Raw genomic sequence first — 14475 nt, forward strand, 5'->3', positions numbered from 1 at the left:
TTTTAGTAAAATCCGGCGGATTGTAGCAAAAAGCATCGTTTAATTCCATCTTTGTCGTATTAATGCTCGTTTTAGTGGTTTATTGTGACATTTAACACTATGTAGGTAGAGGGCAGAAAAGCCGAAAAGGGTGCATGGAACGGCTGTCATTTGGGGCGCCAGTCTCTATAATTCGCCGGTTTCCGCTGCACGCAGAGGCGCTGGCGGGCGTTGACATTGTGGTTCACCCCGACATGGTTCATGTTCCGGCGGTGTTCACTTCATCAAGAGGAGAGGGTGTGAAGAAGTCTATCTACATTGCCTACACAGGCGGCACCATTGGGATGCAGCGTTCCGATCACGGCTACGTGCCGATGGCGGGCTTTATGGAAGACTGTCTGGCGCGGATGCCCGAGTTCCACCGCCCCGAGATGCCGGATTACCATATCCACGAGTATGCGCCCCTCATCGACTCCTCCGACATGACCCCGGCGGATTGGCAGCGCATCGCCGAGGATATTCGCGACAACTACGACAAGTACGACGGTTTTGTCATTTTGCACGGTACCGACACCATGTCGTTCACCGCCTCGGCGCTCTCTTTCATGCTGGAAGATCTGCACAAGCCGGTTATCATCACCGGTTCCCAGATCCCGCTCGCCGAGTTGCGCTCCGACGGTCAGCAGAATCTGCTCAACGCCCTCTATATCGCGGCCAACTACCCGATCCACGAGGTGACGCTGTTCTTCAACAACCAGCTCTATCGCGGCAACCGCAGCAAGAAGGTGCACGCCGACGGCTTCCACGCCTTCGATTCCCCCAACTATCCGCCGCTGCTCAACGCCGGGATCGCCATCTCGCTGGAAGCGGGTGAGCTGGGCGTGCCCTCCGCGCGGCCGCTGGTGCTGCACGACATCACCCCCCAGCCCATCGGCGTGGTGACCCTCTATCCGGGGATCTCCAGTGAGGTGATCGCCAATATCCTGCAACAGCCGGTGAAGGCGCTGATCCTGCTGTCATTCGGGGTCGGCAATGCGCCGCAAAACCCGGCCATGCTGGCGCTGCTTTCCGAGGCTTCGGCCCGCGGCGTCATCATCGTCAACCTGAGCCAGTGTCTGCACGGCAAGGTCAACATGGGTGGCTATGCTACCGGCAACGCCCTGTCGCGGGCCGGGGTGATCTCGGGCTTTGACATGACCGCCGAAGCGGCGCTCACCAAGCTGCACTTCCTGTTGAGCCAGGACTTGCCCTCCCACCGCATTCGCGAGCTGATGCAGCAGTCGTTGCGTGGGGAGCTGACTCCCTGATAACCCTCGCGGTAGGGTGCAATAAGCGCAGCGCATTGCACTGGTGACGAGGGGTGATAAGTTAGGAAAAAGAGGGGAGCCATCATGGCTCCCCTCTCTGTTGTGGCCGCAGCGAGCGGCCTGCCGGGTAAGACTCAGTGGTTGAGGTCGACCCGCACTATCTCTTCCTCGTCGCGATACTGACGCTTGAGTTCGCTCTTGCTCTTCATCACGATTTCGCCGTCACGACCGATGTTCATGTGCTCGGGGTTGTCGAGATGCATCGCCTGCCATGCCATCACGGCTTGCAGTGAGGTGGCTTTCTGCTCGTCGGTGAGGGGCTTGCCATCGGGCCACTTGCCCAGCTCGACTGCGGTTTTGAGCCGCTCGTACACCTCTTCGGGCATCTGCCTGATAGCTTGTAAAAACTCACCCTGTTGAAACGACATCCGGCCTCTCCTTGAACTATTGAGCCATAAACAGCGGGATCTGATGGGCCATGCAGGTAGACCCTATCGGTCTATGCCGGCAGATCCTGGCGGACTACGCCAGCCATCTGCTCCATCACCCGCACTACCTGACAACTGTACCCGAACTCGTTGTCATACCATACGTAGAGCACACAGTGATCCCCCTCGGCGATGGTCGCTTGGGAGTCGACGATGCCCGCATAACGGGAACCTACCATGTCGGAGGAGACCAGCTCGGTACTAGCGCTGAAGTCGATCTGGCGATGGAGGGCCGAGCTTAACGCCATCTGCTGCAGATAGGCGTTGAGGCTCTCCCGATCGGTGGCCTGCTCCAGCGACAGATTGATAATCGCCAGCGACACATTGGGGGTCGGCACCCGGATGGCGTTGCCGGTCAGCTTGCCCTTGAGCTCGGGCAGCGCCTTGGCCACCGCCTTGGCGGCGCCGGTGCTGGTCATCACCATATTGAGGGCCGCGCTGCGACCGCGGCGCTCGCCTTTGTGGTAGTTGTCGATGAGGTTCTGATCGTTGGTGTAGGAGTGGACCGTCTCCACGTGGCCGTGGCGGATGCCGAACCGCTCCTGCATCACCTTGAGTACCGGAGTGATGGCATTGGTGGTGCAGGAGGCGGCGGAGATGATCCTGTCATCGGGACCTATCACCTCATGGTTGACCCCGAACACCACGTTCTTCATCTCCCCTTTGCCGGGAGCGGTCAGCAGCACCTTGCCGGCACCGCGCGCTTTCAGGTGCTCGGAGAGACCCGCATCATCGCGCCAGACGCCGGTGTTGTCGACGATCAGCGCATCGTGAATGCCGTAGGCGGTGTAGTCGATGTCGGCCGGGCTATTGGCGTAGATCACCTGAATGAAGGTGCCGTTGGCGATGATAGCGCTGCGCTCCACATCCACCTCGATGGAGCCATTGAAGGGGCCGTGCACTGAGTCGCGTCGCAGCAGGCTGGCACGTTTCTCCAGATCTCCGTCGCGACCACCGCGTACCACGATGGCGCGCAGTCGCAGCGGATTGGCAGCGCCGGTACGCTCGATCAGCAGGCGGGCCAGCAGGCGGCCGATACGGCCAAAGCCGTAGAGCACCACGTCGGTCGGCTGCGGCATCTGGCTGCGGCCAAGGGCCGGAGCCAGTCGCGCTTGCAGATAGTCCTCGATCCCCGCCTCATCCTGATGATCCTGCCAGTAACCAACCGCCAGCTTGCCAAGGTCAACCTCGGCGGCGGTGGGTTTGAGGGCAACGATGGCCTGAAGCAGGGGGAAGCTTTGCTGGATGGGGAGGGGCGCGCCCTGGTGGCGGCGGACGACCCGGTGGGCCTTGAGGATATCGATGGTGGAGGCGTTTTGCAGCGGGCGGCCGTAGAGGGTGATCTCGACCCCTTGTTGTCGGTAGAGGCGACCAATCAAGGGCTGCATGGCTTCGGCGAGCTCCTGGCTCTCCTGCCACGCTTGCAAGTAGTGCTCGTGGGTCATTGACCAGATCCTTTATTTCACGTTGTTGGTGTAAATAGAAAATTCGTCGAATGCAGATCAGTGTAGGGGTGTATATTTCGTTATATTATTCTGCAATCGCGGCCTTATATGGCGCGCGCATTGTAATGGATATGTAACCGGTTTGCTAGCCGGAGGTGGCCCGTAAAGGCGCCAGTTGTTACCAACCCGCGTTACCAACAAGATGTGAACCATGGCCAATTTCCCCCTGCGACAGACCTTCATCATGCTTTCAGTCGGCCTTGCCGTGGCTGGCTGCAATGACGATCGGATCCACAATATCTGTGGCAATCATCCCGAGCTCTGCCAGGATCTGGTGGACGATGGCTGGTGTCGCTACGAGCGTACCGATGTGATCCGCAGTCGCTTCTATCTCAAGGAAGAGGGGACGGATCGGCGCAAGTACGAGCTGATGCGCAACCTTGAGCGCTATCTCAAGTGTGCCGAGCGCTCCACCAGCATTGAATACAAGAATGCCCGCGAGCAGAAGAGTCCACGGGTCGAGGGTATGCTGGCGGCCGGGGATCAGTTGGCCCAGCTCGATGCGGCGACCCGCAATTCGCAAGATCCCTACCTGTTGCTCTGGCACTGGACCAACAACACCAACGAGTTGGCTCGTCAGCAGTTTATGGCGCTGGAAGGCACCAAGGCGCTGGATGAACCCGAGCTGCAACTGGCGCTCGGCGGTATCTACGCCAAGAGCGACCCCGAAAAGGCCATTGCCACCCTGCAGCATGGCCTATCCCTCTATCAGGAGGGGGATAAGGTGAACAGCCGCATGTTCACCTCCCTCAGCACCCTCTATATGGGTCAGAAACAGTACGGGTTGGCCTATTTGTGGGGCAAGGTGAGCGAGTCGTTTCAGGATAGCCCCGAGGTCTCAGCCAAGCGTTTTGGCATCTACCACACCCTGAGCAAGACAGAGCAGGATGGTTACGATGTGCGGGCTGCCGAAATTGTCGAGCAGCTCAAGCATGGCAACTACCGGCCCTGAGGCAGTGATGACGATGCTCTCCCCGGCCAGCTGCTGGCCCAATCCGTTCGATCTCTCTTTCGTTCATGGCGAGGTACGTACCGATGGCCGCACGCTTGAGCGCCTCACGGTGCGTGCCGTGGTGCCCCGTGGCGACGAGCTGCTGCTGGTGCACTCCCGGGTCAACGGCGATCTGATGTTCCCCGGGGGCGGCATTGAAGCGGGGGAGAGCCACCATGTGGCGCTCGCTCGCGAGCTGCTGGAGGAGTGTGGTGCCGAGCTGCGGGAAGTGGGGGGCCTGCTTGGCGAGACCCGTGAATATCGCGCCGCCCGCGAGCCGGGGTTCGATGCCTACTGCATCCGCTCGCTCTACTACTTGTGCCGGATTGGCGATCAGCTGGTGGCCCCGCAGCCGCAGCCCTACGAGATCCGCCTTGGCTTCGTGCCCGGCTGGTTTGCCCTCGACGAAGCGCTGCAGACCAACAAGACCCAGCTGGCGGGGCCCTGTCCCCAGTGGACGGCGCGAGAGACCCGGGTGCTGGCCCAGCTGCAACGCTGGCATCAGCAGGGGATCTTCGACCACGGCTACTGAAGTAGATCAAGCAGCAACGGTCAGTGACACCAATAAAAAGAGCGCCAATAGGCGCTCTTTTTCATTGCGAGGGTGGCAGTTACTTGGCCACTCTGTCGTGCGAGATCATTTGACCTCTTCGCCCTTGGCTTGCAGATCAGCATGGTAGGAAGAGCGAACGAAAGGACCGCAGGCGGCGTGGGTAAAGCCCAACTCCATGGCGACATCTTTCAGCTCGTCAAACTCTGCTGGCGGCACGTAGCGTTTCACCGGCAGGTGGTGGCGGCTCGGCTGCAGATACTGACCCAGGGTCAGCATGTTGACGCCGTGGGCGCGCAGATCCTTGAGTACCTCGACGATCTCTTCGTTGGTCTCGCCAAGGCCCATCATCAGACCGGACTTGGTCGGTACGTGGGGGTGCATCTCCTTGATGCGGCGCAGCAGCTCCAGCGACCACTTGTAGTCGGCGCCCGGGCGGGCGACGCGATACATGCGCGGCGCGGTTTCCAGGTTGTGGTTGAAGACGTCCGGCGGGGTCTCGCGGAACACCTCCAGTGCCTGCTCCATCCGGCCACGGAAGTCCGGGGTCAGGATCTCGATGCGGGTCTGCGGGCTGTGCTCGCGGATCTCGCGGATGCAGTCGGCGAAGTGCTGGGCACCGCCGTCACGCAGATCGTCGCGGTCCACCGAGGTGATCACCACATACTTGAGGTTCATCTCCTTGATGGTCAGCGCCAGCTTCTTCGGCTCTTCCGGATCGAGTGCCAGCGGGCGGCCGTGGGCCACGTCGCAGAAGGGGCAACGGCGGGTGCAGATGGCACCCATGATCATGAAGGTGGCGGTGCCGTGGTTGAAGCACTCCGCCAGGTTGGGGCAGGAAGCCTCTTCACAGACCGAGTGCAGCTTGTTCTTGCGCAAGGTGCTCTTGATGTGTTCGATCTTCTGGCTGGAGGGGGGCAGCTTGATCCGCATCCAGTCCGGCTTGCGAAGGAGTTCTTCGTTGGGATCCGGCATGAATTTCACCGGGATCAGGGCCATCTTGTCGCCATCGCGCAGCTTGACGCCCGGCTCCATACGAACGGGTTTGCTCATGATTCACTCTCGGTGTTTGTTATTGTTTGATAGCCAATCAGGCGGGCCAGCTCGGCCACCAGAATGGATTGCGCCTCGGCCACGCTCTGCGGGCCGCCCAGAGCGCTGGTCTGGGTCATGGCCATGCCCGCATAGCCGCACGGATTGATGTGCAGGAAGGGGGTCATGTCCATGTTGATGTTGAGGGCCAGCCCGTGGAACGAGCACCCCTTGCGGATGCGCAGACCCAGCGAGGCCAGTTTTGCCTCCATGCCAAGGTCATTTTTCACATAGACCCCGGGGGCATCGGCCTTGGCATAGGCCTGGATATCGCTTTTGGCGAGGGTGTTGATGATGGCTGTCTCCAGCGCGGTCACCAGCTCGCGAACCGAGAATTTGCAGCGGCGGACATCCACCAGTACGTAGAGCACCAGCTGGCCCGGGCCGTGATAGGTCACCTGACCGCCGCGATCGCTCTGCACCACCGGGATATTGCCCGGATTGAGCAGGTGTTCGGCCTTGCCGGCCTGACCCTGGGTGTAGACGGGATCGTGCTCGACCACCCAGAACTCGTCCGGGGTGTCGCTGGTGCGGTTGTCGGTGAAGGCTTTCATGGCGTCCCATACCGGCTGGTAGGGGCGGCGACCCAGCTGCCTGACAATCAGGCTGGACTGGGCGGGGATCTGGGATGACATGGCGTCCTCGCGGCGTGCTGCGGCCAAAAACAGTCGCCCCGCAGAACGGGGCGAGAGAGAAATTACAGTACGTATTTCACCAGCTCGATCTTGCCAAGGGCGTGGTACATCGCTTCGATGTGCTCCTTGCTCTGGGCAGTCACGGTCACGCGGACCGAGTGGTAGTTGCCCTTGGAGCTGGGCTGGACGGTCGGGCTGTAAGTGCCGGGGGCGTGCTGCTGCAGCACTTCAACCACCATTTCCGGCAGTGCCGGGTCGGCAACGCCGAGTACCTTGAACGGGAATTTGCAGGGAAACTCCAGCAGTTCATCAAACTTGGTATTCATTTACTCACCTTTTGCGTCATCACCGGGATGACTTCATCTTGGATGGCTAGTGGCCGATGGCCCGTGGAGGCCGCCATTTCAAGTCTATATGGGCACGGCTCATAACTATATGGGCGCTGCCCGGACCGGGATCAAGGCCAGGATCGGTCAGACAAGGATGGAAGTGCTGCTTTTTACCACAAATCAGGGTAAGGCGGAACCTGCAGTTTACAGGGTTATTCACTGCCTTTGCCGGTCACAGACAGCAGCGGCGCCTGTTGGCGCCGCTGTTTGGTGAGGATTGTGCGTTGGATTACTTGAACCAGCTGGTGACCAGCAGTACCAGGTAGTCCCACAGACGGCTCATCAAGCCACCTTCCTGCACCTCTTCCAGGGCTACCAGCGGCACCTGCTTGATCTCTTTGTCGCCCTGCTTCAGGAACACGGTACCGACGCGCTGACCCTTGGCCAGCGGCGCTTTCAGCTCGCTGTCGAGCTGGAAGTCAGCCTTCAGGTTGTTGCCCTGACCGCGGGTGACCAGCACGGAGACATCTTTATCGACGCCCAGTTTCACTTCCGGTTTGTCGCCCATCCAGATCTTCTGGGTGACCAACTCGGTGCCTGCCTTGTACGGGGTCAGGCTCTGGAAGAAGCGGAAGCCATAGGTGAGCAGTTTTTTGCTCTCGGCGGCGCGGGAGGCTTCGCTGCTGGCGCCCAGTACCACGGCGATCAGGCGCATGCCTTCGTTGTTGGTGGCAGAGGAGACCAGGTTATAGCCGACCTGGCTGACGTGGCCGGTCTTGATGCCATCCACCTGCAGGGATTGATCCCACAGCAGGCGGTTGCGGTTGTGCTGGGTGATGCCGTTGAACACGAAGGATTTCTGGGAGTAGATCTTGTACTCCTCCGGCAGGTCGCGGATCAGCGCCTGACCCAGACGGGCCATGTCGTGAGCGGTACTGTAGTGACCTTCCGCATCCAGACCGTGCGGGTTCATGAAGTGGCTGTCATTCATGCCGAGCTTGGCGGCCCAGCTGTTCATCAGGCTGGCGAAGGAGTCGGTGCTGCCCGCCAGGAATTCGGCCATGGCGACACAGGCGTCGTTGCCGGACTGGATGATGATGCCCTTGTTGAGATCATCGACGGAGACCTGCTTGCCCACCTCGATAAACATCTTGGAGGAGTCGGAGTAGTTCTTGGACCAGGCGTTCTGGCTGATGGTCACTATGTCGGTGCGCTTGATGTTCCCCTTCAGCAGCTCCTGGCCGATGATGTAGGAGGTCATCATCTTGGTCAGACTGGCGGGCGGCAGACGCTCTTCGGCGTTCTGCTCGGCCAGCACCTGACCTGAGTAGTAGTCGATCAGAATATGGGCCTTGGCGGAGATCTCCGGCGCGGCGGGAACCACCATGGGCATGGCATTCGGGGTCGGTGTCGGCACCGGCGTATTGGCCTGGGCGGTTACGCTGATCAGTGAGGCCAGAAGAACTGAACGGGCAAATTTGGACATCTTGAAATTCCTGCGAGCCAGATGGGGATAAAATGCGGGCCTAACTATACCAGATGCGCCCGCAGGTTATAGCCCGAGATGGCGATCAGAACTGGTTTTTTATCCATCACTCCCTGTCATCACGCCATAAAACGACGTGATGACAGTGAGTAAGCGGTTAGTCACATCCGCAGCAAAGTGGGGCGATCAGGGCACGATAAAGGCCTGTTCCAGCCCGCCCTGACGTACTTTTTCCAGCACACTTGCCTGCTGGTCGGCGGCGACCGGGCCAATCAGCACCCGGAAAATGGCGCCATGGGCATCGATCCGGTAGGGCACGCCGTAACGCTGGGTCATCACCTTGCCCATCGCCTCGGCCCGATCCCGGGAGCCGCTGGCCAGTACCTGGATCATCTTGCCATCCCCACTGCTGGCAGGAGCTGCAGCCTTGGCTGGCGCTGGCTTGACAGGTGCCGCTTTGGCGGGCTTGGCGGCGGGCGCCTTGACAGGAGCGGGTTCGGCGGCGGGAGTGGCCATCGCCAGTGCGGTTGGTTCACCCAGGAAGCCATCTTGCGACAGCGTGTTGGAGGCCGCAGCCGGAGTGGTCGGAGTCATTTCGATGGGCTTCATCGGCTCCATGATCACCATCTGGTCCGGAGTGTCGCTGATCAGCTCCAGCCGTACTCGGGCCTCACCGCTATCGACCATCTCCAGCTGCTTGGCCGCTGCGTAGGATAGGTCGATCAGGCGCGGGCTGTTGAACGGGCCGCGGTCATTGACCCGCACTATGGTCTCCAGCCCGTTGTCCAGATTGGTGACCCGCACATAGCTCGGGATGGGCAGGTTGCGGTGGGCGGCACTGAACAGCTTGCTGTCCAGCACATCGCCGTTGGCGGTCTTCTGGCCGTCCAGATCTGGCGACAGCCAGCTGGCGGTGCCCTCTTCGCTGTAGTGTTTGATGTCGCGCCACACCTCGTGCTTCTGCTTGCCGATCCAGTAGTCCCGGTTGCCGCTGGCACTCAGGGGCTCGGGGCGCGGAATGGCGCCGGTGGCTTGCGGGATCTCGATAACGGGTGGCTTGCTGACCGGTGCTTGCGGCTCGACGGGGACGGACTGTTCCGGCTGGCTGCTACAGGCGGCCAACAACAAGCTCAGGCTGAGCGGGAGGAGTTTGTGACGAAGATGCATACGCTTCCTGAATGGCTTGGCTAAGTTGATACACCGCCATCGCATAGAGTGGGCTGCGATTGTAACGGGTGATCACATAAAAGTTATGCCGTGCGACCCAGTATTCCGGTCCATCGGCTTGGGCAAACGCCAGCAACTTGACCGGCGTCTGTGGGGCCAGCGGCGTGGCGAGCTCAATCCCTGCCGCCGCCAGTTCTGACCACTGTTGTGTTAACTCGGGCTCAGGCCTGAGTAGAGGTTCGACTGCCATCAACCCGATCTGGGCCGGCTCCACCACGGATTCTCCCCAGCGCCACTGGTGGCTGGCAAAATAGTTGGCCACGCTGCCGATGGCATCGACCGGGTTGGCAAACAGATCCCGCTTGCCATCCCCGTCAAAATCGATGGCGTAGTGGCGGTAGCTGGAGGGCATGAACTGCCCCATCCCCATGGCGCCGGCATAGGAGCCTTTGAGGGCATCGAGTTGCCACCCTTCCTCTTTGGCCAGCACCACCAGCTGGGCAAACTCCTTGGCAAAGAAGTCGGCCCGCTCGGGGTAGTGAAACCCCAGGGTGTAGAGGCTATCGAGCACCGGATGACGGCCCATCTGGCGACCATAGAAGGTTTCTACCCCTATGATGGCCACGATGAGCGAGGCGGGCACCCGATAGGTCTGCTCCGCGCGGGCCAGCGTCTCGGCATGTTGCTGCCAGAACTGCTGGCCATCACGGATGCGATCCGGGGTAACAAACAGCGGCCGGTAGCGATGCCAGGGCTTGGCCTCCCACGGCTTGCTGATGGTGTCGAGCACCTCCTGCCGTAACTGGGCGCGGGCGACGGCAGCCTGCAGCTCCGCCAGCGGCACCTGCTGCTGGTCGGCGAGCAGGGCCAACCGATCCGGCGCCACGGCGGCGGTCGCCATCGTGGTGGCGAGCGAGAGCAGCAATCCAACCCGTCTCATCAGGCGAGCAGTCTTCTATGAGTCTGGATGGACATCAGGATACCGAATCCGGCCATCAGGGTCACCATGGAGGTACCGCCATAGCTCACCAGCGGCAGGGGCACCCCCACCACCGGCAAGATGCCGCTCACCATGCCCATGTTGACGAACACATAGACGAAGAAGGTGAGGGTGATGGCGCCGCCCAGCAGCCGCTCGAAGCTGTTCTGGGCCTGCATCGAGATAAACAGACAGCGGCTGATGACGTAGAGGTAGAGCACCAGCAGCAGGGCAACCCCCACCAGACCGAACTCCTCGCTGAATACTGCGAAGATGAAGTCGGTATGGCGCTCAGGCAGGAACTCCAGCTGGGACTGGGTCCCTTGCAGCCACCCCTTGCCAAAGACGCCGCCGGAGCCGATGGCAATCTTGGACTGGATGATGTGATAGCCGCGGCCGAGCGGGTCTTTCTCCGGGTCGAGCAGCATCAGCACCCGCTGGCGCTGGTAGTCGTGCATCAGGAAGAACCAGAGCACTGGCATAAAGGCCAGCATCAGCAGGACCGCCAAGCCGATCAGCCACCAGCTGAGCCCCGCCAGGAAGATGACGAAGAAGCCGGAGGCGGCCACCAGAATGGAGGTGCCAAGGTCAGGCTGGGCGGCGATCAGCAGGGTGGGCAGCAGCACCATGATGAGGGCGATCACCACATGGCTGAACTTGGGGGGCAGCGAGTGGCGACTGAGCCAGGCGGCCACCATGATCGGCATGGAGAGCTTCATCACCTCGGAGGGCTGGAACTTCATAAAGCCCAGATCGAGCCAGCGCTGGGCCCCCTTGCCGATGTGGCCGAACACGTCCACCGCAATCAGCATCAGCACCACCACGGCGAACAGCGGCACCGACCAGCGGGCGTAGAGGGAGGGGGGCAGTTGGGCCAGGCCGATCATCAGAGCAAAGGCGAGACCGCCGCGCACCAGCTGGCGCACGATGGAGTCCATATCCTGACCGGAGGCGGAGTAGAGCACCACCATGGAGAGGGTCATCACGGCCAGCAGACCGAGCAGCAGGGGCAAGTCGATATGCAGCTTGTACCAGATGCTCTGCTGGCGGGCAGAATTACTCATTGGGGGCGACCTCACTCGGTTGGGACGGCTTTTCCGGTGCCGGTGGCAGTTGCGGATCAGGGGGCAGCAGATAGGCATCCAGCATCTGGCGTGCAATGGGCGATGCAGCTCGACCACCGCCACCTCCGATGGAGTTTTCCAGTACCAGAGCTACCACCGCTTTGGGCGCCTCGAAGGGGGCATAAGCAACGAACAAAGCGTTATCGCGATGTTCCGCCTTGACCGTCTTGATGTTGTAAACCTGATTTTCCTTCAAACCGACTACCTGGGCTGTGCCCGATTTGCCGCCTGAGGAGTAAGGCGCCTTGGCAAACGAGTGACGGCCACTGCCTTCACTGCCATGGTTGACTCGCCACATCCCATCCTGCGCCACTTTCCAGAAGCTGTCGTTCTTGAGCTTGAGGGCGATATTGGGGTTGATGGGGGCATCGACCACCCCCGCCTGGGAGGCGGTGCTCTTGAGCAGGTGCGGGGTGACGTCGTGACCATTCTGGGTCAGGATGCTGATCGCCTTGGCTAGTTGGAGCGGGGTGGCGCTCCAGTAGCCCTGACCGATACCGACAGAGATGGTGTCACCCTGATACCAGGGCTGGCGCCAACGGGCCATCTTCCAGTCACGGGACGGCATGACACCCTTGGTCTCTTCATAGAGATCGACCCCTGTGTACTGACCGAAGCCAAACTTGGTCATGTAGCTGTGGATCTTGTCGATGCCGACCCGATAGGCGAGATCGTAGAAGTAGGTATCTGCCGAGACCTCGATGGCGCGATAGACGTCGAGCCAGCCATGACCCCAGCGGCGCCAGTCGCGAAACTTCTTGGTGGTACCGGGAATGGAGAAGCTCGGGCCGCCGAAATAGCGGTAGCCCGGGGTAATGGCCCCCTCGTTGAGACCCATGATGGACATCATGGGCTTGACGGTGGAGGCAGGGGCATAAATGCCCTGAGTGGTGCGGTTCACCAGCGGCCGCGCCGGATCGTTGAGGAGCGCCGAGTAGTTGGCGCTGGAGATACCGGTCACGAACAGGTTGGGGTCGTAGCTGGGGCTCGATTCCAGGGCCAGGATGGCGCCGGTTTTCGGGTCCATCATCACGATGGCACCGCGCTGGCCAGCCAGCAGTTGCTGGGCCTTGAGCTGCATCCGGACGTCGATATTGAGGTAGATATCCTTGCCCGGAATAGGTGGCTGGAACTTGAGGGTGCGGACAATCCGGCCGCGGTTGTTCACCTCGACCTCCTGATAGCCCGCCACACCGTGCAGCTCATCTTCGTAATACTTCTCCACCCCCTGCTTGCCGATATCCTTGGTGGCCGCGTAGTTGGCGAGTTTTTCTTCCTTCTCGAGGCGCTCCACGTCACGGGTATTAATCTTGGCCACATAGCCCAAAGCGTGGGTGAGGGTGTCCCCAAACGGGTAGTAGCGCTTGAGGTAGGCCTCGATGCTGGCGCCCGGGTAGTTATGCTGATTGACCGAGAAGAGGGCTACCTGATATTCGGTCAGTTTCTCGTAGAGGGGGACCGGCTTGAAGCGGCGCTGGCGCTTCACTTCGGCGAGGAACTTCTCCTTGGTGCCTTCCGGCAGACTCAGCAGGGTGATCAGCTGGTCGGCGGTTTTTTCGAGATCCTTGGTCTCTTCCGGCACGATTTCCAGACTGTAGACCGGGCGGTTTTCCGCCAGCAGCACACCGTTGGTGTCATAGATGAGGCCCCGTGGCGGCGCCACCGGTACCACGCGGATGCGGTTGGAGTTGGAGCGAGTCTGGTAGGTGTCGTAGGACTCGACCTGCAGATAATAGAGATTGCCCAGCAGCACCAGCATCAGCACGACGATACCGATGTAGGCTACCAGGGTGCGCCGGAAGAACAGATTGCCCTCGGCACTGTGATCGCGCATTTCGATGCGTTGTTTCAGCATGCCTTTACCTCAAGACCCTTGGGGGCAATAAGAGCAGGAACTGCATTGTTCACTCTCTGTGATAGGGGTGAATATGAGCGGTGAGACTCCAGAGACGCATGGCTCACTCTCTATGATACGGATGATTGGTGGTGATGCTCCAGGCCCGATAGAGGCTCTCTGCCACCAGCACCCGCACCAGCGGATGGGGCAGGGTGAGCGGTGACAGTGACCAGCTCTGTTCAGCAGCAGCCTTGCACTCGGGGGACAAGCCTTCCGGCCCGCCTACCAGCAGAGCGACATCGCGGCCATCGAGTTTCCACGCCTCCAGCTGGGTGGCCAGCTGCTCCGTGGTCCAGGGCTTGCCCGGAATATCGAGGGTGACGATGCGCGAGCGCCCCGCAGCCGCCAGCATGGCTTCCCCTTCCTTCTGCAGGATGCGGGGAATGTCGGCATTTTTGCCCCGTTTGCCTGCGCCGATCTCGACGAGTTCAAACGGCATGTCTTTGGGGAAGCGGCGACGATACTCTTCGAAGCCATGCTCTACCCAGGCGGGCATCTTGGTGCCCACCGCAATCAACTGGATCTTCATGGTCGTTACACTTGTGCTCTTATTGCGTATTCATTTGAGCGGCACCGCTCCACAGCTTTTCCAGTTGGTAGAAGTCTCGGTGTTCATCCTGCATCACATGCACGATCACCGAGCCCATATCTACCAGCACCCATTCACCGCTCAGTTGCCCTTCCACGCTCAGCAGGTCCAGACCCGCGTGGCGGGCCTCGCTGGCCAGATGGTGGGCAATGGCGCTGACGTGACGACTGGAGTTGCCGGAACAGATGATCATGGTGTCAGTAATGCTGGATTTGCCGCGTACATCGAGGGTGATGATGTCGCGGCCTTTCATGTCATCGATCTTGTCGATGATAAAGGCATGCAATTCTTGGCCTTGCAATGAGTCTCTCCTGTATTCCGGCGCGCAACGTTTGCGTCAGGGCGGCGGATTATATC

Annotated in this window: 15 protein-coding genes; 3 read left to right on the top strand and 12 right to left on the bottom strand. The window is 60.6% G+C overall.

Annotated features, from left to right (window positions below; genetic code table 11):
- Positions 1–278 precede the first annotated feature (278 nt).
- Positions 279–1286 (top strand): asparaginase, encoded by a 1008-nt coding sequence (ansA, locus tag ACTG27_RS21775; protein ID WP_236376171.1) that lies wholly within the window; start codon positions 279–281, stop codon positions 1284–1286.
- Between the two features lie 134 nt (positions 1287–1420).
- On the opposite strand, the gene ACTG27_RS21780 is transcribed toward ansA, so the two are convergent.
- The gene (locus ACTG27_RS21780) at positions 1421–1714 is read right to left on the bottom strand and encodes a YeaC family protein (RefSeq protein ID WP_005335194.1); all 294 of its coding nucleotides are present in this window, start codon (positions 1712–1714) and stop codon (positions 1421–1423) included.
- Positions 1715–1785: 71 nt separating this feature from the next.
- The gene (locus ACTG27_RS21785; protein WP_368210684.1) at positions 1786–3219 is read right to left on the bottom strand and encodes a glyceraldehyde-3-phosphate dehydrogenase; all 1434 of its coding nucleotides are present in this window, start codon (positions 3217–3219) and stop codon (positions 1786–1788) included.
- Between the two features lie 211 nt (positions 3220–3430).
- Between ACTG27_RS21785 and ACTG27_RS21790 the strand changes: the two genes are divergently transcribed.
- Together ACTG27_RS21790 and ACTG27_RS21795 are read left to right on the top strand one after the other, a co-directional pair.
- A complete protein-coding gene (locus ACTG27_RS21790; RefSeq protein ID WP_042082765.1) occupies positions 3431–4231 on the top strand; it encodes a DUF2989 domain-containing protein in 801 nt (266 codons plus the stop codon).
- A gap of 7 nt (positions 4232–4238) precedes the next feature.
- Positions 4239–4802 (top strand): NUDIX domain-containing protein, encoded by a 564-nt coding sequence (locus ACTG27_RS21795; protein WP_101529558.1) that lies wholly within the window; start codon positions 4239–4241, stop codon positions 4800–4802.
- 105 nt (positions 4803–4907) lie between these two features.
- Here ACTG27_RS21795 and lipA read toward each other — a convergent pair whose 3' ends face one another.
- The 10 genes from lipA to rsfS form a co-directional block, all read right to left on the bottom strand.
- Positions 4908–5873 carry a lipoyl synthase gene (gene lipA, locus ACTG27_RS21800; RefSeq protein WP_005335190.1) on the bottom strand — a complete coding sequence of 322 codons (966 nt, stop codon included), beginning with the start codon at positions 5871–5873 and terminating at the stop codon, positions 4908–4910.
- A complete protein-coding gene (gene lipB, locus ACTG27_RS21805) occupies positions 5870–6547 on the bottom strand; it encodes a lipoyl(octanoyl) transferase LipB (RefSeq protein WP_040066806.1) in 678 nt (225 codons plus the stop codon). The genes lipA and lipB overlap by 4 nt, the downstream gene beginning before the upstream one ends.
- Positions 6548–6609: 62 nt before the next feature.
- Positions 6610–6873 carry a DUF493 family protein YbeD gene (gene ybeD / locus ACTG27_RS21810; RefSeq protein ID WP_005335178.1) on the bottom strand — a complete coding sequence of 88 codons (264 nt, stop codon included), beginning with the start codon at positions 6871–6873 and terminating at the stop codon, positions 6610–6612.
- Between the two features lie 292 nt (positions 6874–7165).
- A complete protein-coding gene (locus ACTG27_RS21815) occupies positions 7166–8362 on the bottom strand; it encodes a serine hydrolase (protein ID WP_439980456.1) in 1197 nt (398 codons plus the stop codon).
- A gap of 186 nt (positions 8363–8548) precedes the next feature.
- The gene (locus ACTG27_RS21820; protein ID WP_429146272.1) at positions 8549–9529 is read right to left on the bottom strand and encodes a septal ring lytic transglycosylase RlpA family protein; all 981 of its coding nucleotides are present in this window, start codon (positions 9527–9529) and stop codon (positions 8549–8551) included.
- Positions 9471–10469 carry a lytic murein transglycosylase B gene (gene mltB / locus ACTG27_RS21825; protein WP_439980458.1) on the bottom strand — a complete coding sequence of 333 codons (999 nt, stop codon included), beginning with the start codon at positions 10467–10469 and terminating at the stop codon, positions 9471–9473. Before mltB ends, ACTG27_RS21820 begins: the two co-directional genes overlap by 59 nt.
- Positions 10469–11572 carry a rod shape-determining protein RodA gene (gene rodA, locus ACTG27_RS21830; protein WP_005335170.1) on the bottom strand — a complete coding sequence of 368 codons (1104 nt, stop codon included), beginning with the start codon at positions 11570–11572 and terminating at the stop codon, positions 10469–10471. Before rodA ends, mltB begins: the two co-directional genes overlap by 1 nt.
- Entirely contained in the window at positions 11565–13487 is a 1923-nt protein-coding gene (gene mrdA / locus ACTG27_RS21835; RefSeq protein WP_139439940.1) for a penicillin-binding protein 2, read from the bottom strand. The genes rodA and mrdA overlap by 8 nt, the downstream gene beginning before the upstream one ends.
- Positions 13488–13590: 103 nt before the next feature.
- Positions 13591–14058 carry a 23S rRNA (pseudouridine(1915)-N(3))-methyltransferase RlmH gene (gene rlmH, locus ACTG27_RS21840; protein ID WP_005335166.1) on the bottom strand — a complete coding sequence of 156 codons (468 nt, stop codon included), beginning with the start codon at positions 14056–14058 and terminating at the stop codon, positions 13591–13593.
- A gap of 19 nt (positions 14059–14077) precedes the next feature.
- A complete protein-coding gene (rsfS, locus tag ACTG27_RS21845) occupies positions 14078–14419 on the bottom strand; it encodes a ribosome silencing factor (protein WP_005335165.1) in 342 nt (113 codons plus the stop codon).
- Positions 14420–14475: the final 56 nt, after the last annotated feature.

The sequence above is a fragment of the Aeromonas sp. 97A genome (genome assembly GCF_051919185.1).
Classification (GTDB): domain Bacteria; phylum Pseudomonadota; class Gammaproteobacteria; order Enterobacterales; family Aeromonadaceae; genus Aeromonas; species Aeromonas veronii.

What these genes read in the sequence shown, in the direction of transcription:
- ACTG27_RS21790 (WP_042082765.1), top strand. Translation starts at nt 3,431, where the DNA reads ATGGCCAATTTCCCCCTGCGACAGACCTTCATCATGCTTTCAGTCGGC.
- ACTG27_RS21795 (WP_101529558.1), top strand. Translation starts at nt 4,239, where the DNA reads ATGACGATGCTCTCCCCGGCCAGCTGCTGGCCCAATCCGTTCGATCTC.
- mrdA (WP_139439940.1), bottom strand. Translation starts at nt 13,487, where the DNA reads ATGCTGAAACAACGCATCGAAATGCGCGATCACAGTGCCGAGGGCAAT.
- lipB (WP_040066806.1), bottom strand. Translation starts at nt 6,547, where the DNA reads ATGTCATCCCAGATCCCCGCCCAGTCCAGCCTGATTGTCAGGCAGCTG.
- ybeD (WP_005335178.1), bottom strand. Translation starts at nt 6,873, where the DNA reads ATGAATACCAAGTTTGATGAACTGCTGGAGTTTCCCTGCAAATTCCCG.
- ACTG27_RS21785 (WP_368210684.1), bottom strand. Translation starts at nt 3,219, where the DNA reads ATGACCCACGAGCACTACTTGCAAGCGTGGCAGGAGAGCCAGGAGCTC.
- mltB (WP_439980458.1), bottom strand. Translation starts at nt 10,469, where the DNA reads ATGAGACGGGTTGGATTGCTGCTCTCGCTCGCCACCACGATGGCGACC.
- ACTG27_RS21820 (WP_429146272.1), bottom strand. Translation starts at nt 9,529, where the DNA reads ATGCATCTTCGTCACAAACTCCTCCCGCTCAGCCTGAGCTTGTTGTTG.
- ACTG27_RS21780 (WP_005335194.1), bottom strand. Translation starts at nt 1,714, where the DNA reads ATGTCGTTTCAACAGGGTGAGTTTTTACAAGCTATCAGGCAGATGCCC.
- rodA (WP_005335170.1), bottom strand. Translation starts at nt 11,572, where the DNA reads ATGAGTAATTCTGCCCGCCAGCAGAGCATCTGGTACAAGCTGCATATC.
- ACTG27_RS21815 (WP_439980456.1), bottom strand. Translation starts at nt 8,362, where the DNA reads ATGTCCAAATTTGCCCGTTCAGTTCTTCTGGCCTCACTGATCAGCGTA.
- rlmH (WP_005335166.1), bottom strand. Translation starts at nt 14,058, where the DNA reads ATGAAGATCCAGTTGATTGCGGTGGGCACCAAGATGCCCGCCTGGGTA.
- lipA (WP_005335190.1), bottom strand. Translation starts at nt 5,873, where the DNA reads ATGAGCAAACCCGTTCGTATGGAGCCGGGCGTCAAGCTGCGCGATGGC.